At 69.4% G+C, this 6024-nt stretch carries 4 protein-coding genes and 1 pseudogene; all 5 read left to right on the plus strand.

Going from position 1 to position 6024, the window contains the following annotated elements:
- Window positions 1-148: amino acid--tRNA ligase-related protein (locus tag D183_RS26835; RefSeq protein WP_304412342.1), on the plus strand; the 148-nt coding region annotated here is incomplete at its 5' end.
- Between the two features lie 136 nt (window positions 149-284).
- Entirely contained in the window at window positions 285-992 is a 708-nt protein-coding gene (locus tag D183_RS0103645; protein ID WP_039726065.1) for a DUF3011 domain-containing protein, read from the plus strand.
- Window positions 993-1061: 69 nt separating this feature from the next.
- A complete protein-coding gene (gene mtnA, locus D183_RS0103650) occupies window positions 1062-2126 on the plus strand; it encodes an S-methyl-5-thioribose-1-phosphate isomerase (protein WP_017907802.1) in 1065 nt (354 codons plus the stop codon).
- Between the two features lie 209 nt (window positions 2127-2335).
- Window positions 2336-5152: a DNA gyrase subunit A gene (gyrA, locus tag D183_RS0103655; RefSeq protein WP_017907803.1), complete on the plus strand. Its 2817-nt coding sequence runs from the start codon at window positions 2336-2338 to the stop codon at window positions 5150-5152.
- 357 nt (window positions 5153-5509) lie between these two features.
- Window positions 5510-6024: pseudogene (locus tag D183_RS23925) on the plus strand (membrane-bound PQQ-dependent dehydrogenase, glucose/quinate/shikimate family); the annotation flags it as partial.

The raw sequence follows: 6024 nt of genomic DNA on the forward strand, positions 1-6024 counted from the left end.
CCCGCCGCTGGACGAGCGGCTGCTGCAGGCGCTGCCGGCCTTGCCCGACTGCGCCGGCGTCGCGGTCGGCGTGGACCGGCTGCTGATGGCAATGCGCGGCACCGCGCAGATCGGCGAGGTGCTCGCCTACGATTTCGCGCATGCCTGAACCGGCCGTCACGTGTTTTCGCGGCGCGTTGTTGCGTTGTCCACACCGATGATGGTTTGATCGGGCACGGCAAGCGCACGCTGCGCGCCAGCAGGTCTTCGTTGTTCAGGTTCTAGGCATAGGGGCAGAGCCAAGCATGAAGTGGGCGTACGGGCTCGGTGGCTGGTGTTGGCTGGGGTTGGCGGCAAGCGTGTGGCCGATGCCGTCGCCGGCGCAGGACACCGATGCGTACGATGCCGCGGTGGTCCGCTGCGAGTCGCGCGACATGACCTGGGTGCACTGTCCGATGTCCACCGACCAGGGCGTGCAACTGGTGCGGCAACTCTCCGACAACGACTGCATCCGTGGCAGCGAGTGGGGTTCCGACGCCACCGGCGTGTGGGTGACCCTGGGCTGTCGCGCCGAATTCCGTCCCAATCCGGTGGAGGCGTCGCGCAGCGCGATGCGCCGCGTGTTGCGCTGCGAGTCCGACGGGCGCCTGGAAAGCTGCCCGGTGATGCTGCGTGGGGCGCCGGTGCGGCTGATGCGGCAGTTGTCGTCGGTGCCGTGCCGCGAGGAGCGCAGCTGGGGCGTGCGCCGCAACGAGATCTGGGTCGCGCGCGGCTGCCGCGGCGAGTTCGAGATCGGCGCCGCCGACGGCTCCGGCTTCCCCGCCGGCCCGCGGCCGGTGCTGTGCGAATCCAAGGGCAAGGCGCGGCGCCGCTGCGGCGTCAGCGTGCAGGATCGTGTCGAACTGCGCCGGCAATTGTCCGGCGCGCCCTGCGTGCAGGACGACAGCTGGGGCTGGGACCGCGACGGTATCTGGGTGGACAAGGGCTGCCGCGCCGAGTTCAGCGTCAACTGATCGCTGGCGCGGCGTCGCGACACCGCGCGGCGTCCTCAATCCGCAATCGCCGGCGTTTACAATGGCGCGATGAACGCCGCCCTCGATATCGATTACGCCCGCTACGACCATATCCGCCCGATCCTGTGGACCGGCGACGCGCTGGAACTGCTGGACCAGCGCAAGCTGCCGTTCGCGGTCGAACACGTGCGCTGCACCGACAGCGACCAGGTCGCCGCGGCGATCCACGCCCTGGCCGTGCGCGGCGCGCCGGCGATCGGCATCGCTGCCGGCTGGGGCACGGTGCTGGCAGCGCGCGAGGTACAGGCCGAGAACGGCGCCGAGGCGTTGCTGAAGCTGGAGCCGGCCCTGCAGCGGCTCAATGCCGCGCGCCCGACCGCGGTCAACCTGGCCTGGGCGCTGGCGCGCATGCGCGGCGCGCTGGGCGCGGCAGGCAGCGACTGGCAGTCCGTGCTGGAGCGCGAGGCGCAGGCGATCGCCGAAGAGGATCTGGCCGCGAACCGGCACATGGGCGCGCTCGGTGCCGGCCTGATCGTGCCGGGCAGCGGCGTGCTGACCCATTGCAACACCGGCTCGCTGGCCACCGCCGGCTTCGGTACCGCGCTGGGCGTGATCCGCGCCGGCGTCGCCCAGCAGCGCATCGCCAAGGTGTTCGCCGGCGAGACCCGGCCGTGGCTGCAGGGCGCGCGGCTGACCGTGTGGGAACTGCAGCAGGACGGCATCGACGCGACCCTGATCGCCGATTCGGCCGCCTCGCACCTGATGAAGACCGGCGCGGTGCAGTGGGTGATCGTCGGCGCCGACCGCATCTGCGCCAATGGCGACACCGCCAACAAGATCGGCACCTACCAGCTGGCGATCGTCGCGCGCCACCATGGCGTCAAATTCATGGTGGTGGCGCCGTCGTCCACCGTGGACATGGACACCGTCGACGGCGCGCAGATCGAGATCGAGCAACGCGATCCGGGCGAGCTGTTCGGCGTCGGCGGCACGCGCACCGTGGCCGACGGCATCGCCGCCTGGAACCCGGTGTTCGACGTGACCCCGGCGGACCTGATCGACGCCATCGTCACCGAGCGCGGGGTCATCGAGCGCCCGGACCTGCCGCGCATGCGCGCCGCCTTCGGCGGCTGAGGCGGGGCACTGCGGCGGCGCCCGGCGGGCGCTGCCGAAGGCGCGCAAGTGCTTGTTCGCGCCGGCAAAAACCGGGCAATCGGGCGCCTGTCATGATAGAATCCGGCGGTTCGATCGACCGCCGTGCGCCCTAGGCGTGCGGCCGCGGCGGGCCCGCCTGTCGCGGGCCGGCGTGGTGGTCGATCCGCCACCAGACTTACGGAACCCGAATGGCAGAATCCGCCAAGGAAATCATCCAGGTCAACCTGGAAGACGAGATGCGCAAGAGCTACCTCGATTACGCCATGAGCGTGATCGTGGGGCGTGCCCTCCCGGATGCGCGCGACGGCCTCAAGCCGGTGCATCGCCGCGTGTTGTTCGCGATGAACGAGTTGGGCGCGCACAGCAACAAGCCCTACTACAAGTCGGCGCGTATCGTCGGCGACGTCATCGGTAAGTACCATCCGCACGGCGACCAGTCGGTGTACGACACCCTGGTGCGCATGGCGCAGCCGTTCTCGCTGCGTTACCTGATGGTGGACGGGCAGGGCAACTTCGGTTCGGTCGACGGCGATTCCGCGGCAGCGATGCGTTACACCGAGGCGCGCATGTCGCGGCTCGCGCACGAGATGATGGCCGACATCGACAAGGAAACCGTCGATTTCCAGCCCAACTACGACGAAAAGGAACAGGAACCGTCGGTGATGCCGACGCGCTTCCCGAGCCTGCTGGTCAACGGCTCGGCCGGCATCGCGGTGGGCATGGCCACCAACATCCCGCCGCACAATCTGACCGAGTCGATCAACGCCTGCCTGGCGCTGATCGACAATCCGCAGATCGACGTCGACGGGTTGATGGAGCACATCCCCGGCCCGGATTTCCCGACTGCCGGCATCATCAACGGCACCACCGGCATCGTCGCCGGCTATCGCACCGGCCGCGGCCGCGTGCGCATGCGCGCCAAGGCCGAGATCGAGATCCAGGACAACGGCCGCGAAGCGATCGTGGTCACCGAGATCCCGTACCAGGTCAACAAGGCGCGGCTGATCGAGAAGATCGCCGAGCTGGTCAAGGAAAAGAAGCTCGAAGGCATCAGCGAGCTGCGCGACGAGTCCGACAAGGACGGCATGCGCATCTACATCGAGGTCAAGCGCGGCGAAGCCGCCGACGTGGTGCTGAACAACCTGTACCAGCAGACCCAGATGGAGTCGGTGTTCGGCATCAACATGGTGGCGCTGGTCGATGGCCGCCCGCAGTTGATGAACCTCAAGCAGATGCTGGAGGCCTTCGTCCGCCACCGCCGCGAAGTGGTCACCCGCCGCACCATCTTCGAACTGCGCAAGGCGCGCGCCCGCGCGCATATCCTCGAAGGTCTGACCGTCGCGCTCGCCAACATCGACGAGATGATCGAGCTGATCAAGACCTCGGCGAACCCGAACGAAGCGCGCGAGCGCATGCTGGCCAAGACCTGGCAACCGGGCCTGGTCGGCGCGCTGCTCAACGCGGCCGGCGCCGAGGCCTCGCGCCCGGAAGACCTGCCCAGCGGCGTCGGCCTGGTCGGCGGCGGCTACCAGCTGACCGAAGTGCAGGCTACGCAGATCCTGGAAATGCGCCTGCACCGCCTGACCGGCCTGGAGCAGGAGCGCCTGACCGAGGAATACAAGCAGCTGCTGGACGCCATCGCCGGGCTGATCCGTATCCTGGAAAATCCGGACGTGCTGCTGCAGGTGATCCGCGAGGAACTGGTCAACATCCGCGAGGAATACGGCGATGCACGCCGCACCGAGATCCGTCACAGCGAAGAGGACCTGGACATCCTCGACCTGATCGCGCCGGAAGACGTGGTCGTGACGCTGTCGCATGCCGGCTACGCCAAGCGCCAGCCGGTCAGCGCCTACCGCGCGCAGCGGCGCGGCGGCCGCGGCCGCAGCGCGGCGGCGACCAAGGAAGAGGATTTCATCGACCAGCTGTGGCTGGTCAACACCCACGACACCCTGCTGACCTTCACCAGCAGCGGCAAGGTGTTCTGGCTGCCCGTGCACCAGTTGCCCGAGGCAGGACCGAACGCGCGCGGCCGCCCGATCGTCAACTGGATTCCGCTAGAGAACGGCGAACGCGTGCAGGCGGTGCTGCCGGTACGCGAGTACGCCGAAGGCCGCTACGTGTTCTTCGCCACCCGCAACGGCATGGTCAAGAAGACCCCGCTGAGCGAGTTCGCGTTCCAGCGCAAGATCGGCAAGATCGCGATCAATCTGGACGAGGGCGACGCGCTGGTCGGCGTGGCGCTCACCGACGGCGAGCGCGACGTGCTGCTGTTCGCCTCCAACGGCAAGACCGTGCGCTTCTCCGAACGGCCCAAGGACGACGAGGCCGATGATGCGGCCGTCGACGAGGCCGGTGCCGACGACGGCGCCGTGGCCGACGACGAGGCCGCGGGCGAGGAGGGCGACGACGCCCGTGGCGCGCGGCGCAAGAGCCGCGGCGGGGTCAAGCCGACCGGTCGCAGCAGCCGCGGTGTGCGCGGCATCCGCCTGGCCAAGAGCGAGTACGTGGTCAGCCTGATCGTGGCCGAACCGGCCGTGGGCCAGGACGAGGACGCCGACGACGTCGACGCCGCAGCGGACACCGAGGTCGATGCCGAGGCGCGCAACGGCGACGAGGCCGATGCCTACATCCTCACCGCGACCGAGAACGGCTACGGCAAGCGCACCCCGCTGGGCGAGTATCCGCGCAAGGGCCGCGGCACCCAGGGCGTGATCGGCATCCAGACCAGCGAGCGCAACGGCAAGTTGGTCGGTGCGGTGCTGCTGAGCACCCGCGACGAAGTGCTGCTGATCTCCGACGGCGGCACCCTGGTGCGGACCCGCGCCTCGGAAATCTCCCGCGTCGGCCGCAACACCCAGGGCGTGACCCTGATCCGCCTGTCCAAGGGCGAGAAGCTGCAGGCGGTGGAACGCCTGGACGGCTCGCTGGTCGAGGAAGACGTGCTGCCGGGCGAGGACGGCGTCGCCGAAGGCACTGGCGAGGCTGCACCGCCGCAGGCGTGATGCGCTGCTGAGCGAACGACGACGCCGGCCTCGTGCCGGCGTCGTCGTTTTTGGGGCTCGCCACCGCAACGATGCGGATGCTCTGCTGCGAGCGTGCACGCGGCGCCACGGCGGCCATTTGTACGACCGCCGCGTCACACCGACTGACTATGCCGCCGGGTCGTCGTCGCCCTCGACGACACAGGCCGCGTGATGCCCAGGTCGATGCTGGATCACGAGGACGGCAAGATTGCGTGTCAGCGTGTGTCAGCAGGAAACGCGCGGCATTCACCGGCTGCCTGGGATAAGGATGCGCGGCGCGCATGCGCCGCTGCCACGGCGGATGTTCCGCGTGGCCGTGTCCTGCAAGGAGTGGCAATGAACGAATTCGAACGAACGCAGCGTCGCGGCGGCTGGCCGCTGCGCCTGCTCGGCGGCGTCTGCGTGCTGATCGGCGCAGTGCTGGCGATTGGCGGCGGCTGGCTGCTGGCGCTGGGCGGCTCCTGGTACTACCTGGTCGCCGGCCTCGGCCTGACGATCTCCGGCGTGCAGCTGTGGCGCGCGCGGCGCAATGGTGCGCTGTGGTTTGCGGCGACCTTCCTGCTCTCGCTGTTGTGGGCGGCATGGGAGTCGGGCACCGATTACTGGCGCTGGGTTCCGCGCATGGGCCTGATGGTGTTCCTGGCGCTGCTGCTGGCTTTGCTGCTGCCGCGGCTGGACCGGCCGTTCGCGCGCAGGTTGTCGCGCTCGCTCGCGGCGGTGCTGGCGCTGGTGTTCGTCGGTGCGTTCGCGCTGGCGTTCCTGCCGTACGGCGTGACCGAGGCCGACGGCACGCTGGCGCATGCGGCCGGCATGGCCGCGGCGCTGGCGACCCCGCGCACCGGCGCGCAGCC

It is taken from the genome of Xanthomonas sp. SHU 199, from assembly GCF_000364665.1.
GTDB classification, from domain to species: Bacteria; Pseudomonadota; Gammaproteobacteria; order Xanthomonadales; family Xanthomonadaceae; genus Xanthomonas_A; species Xanthomonas_A sontii.

What these genes read in the sequence shown, in the direction of transcription:
- D183_RS0103645 (WP_039726065.1), top strand. Translation starts at nt 285, where the DNA reads ATGAAGTGGGCGTACGGGCTCGGTGGCTGGTGTTGGCTGGGGTTGGCG.
- mtnA (WP_017907802.1), top strand. Translation starts at nt 1,062, where the DNA reads ATGAACGCCGCCCTCGATATCGATTACGCCCGCTACGACCATATCCGC.
- gyrA (WP_017907803.1), top strand. Translation starts at nt 2,336, where the DNA reads ATGGCAGAATCCGCCAAGGAAATCATCCAGGTCAACCTGGAAGACGAG.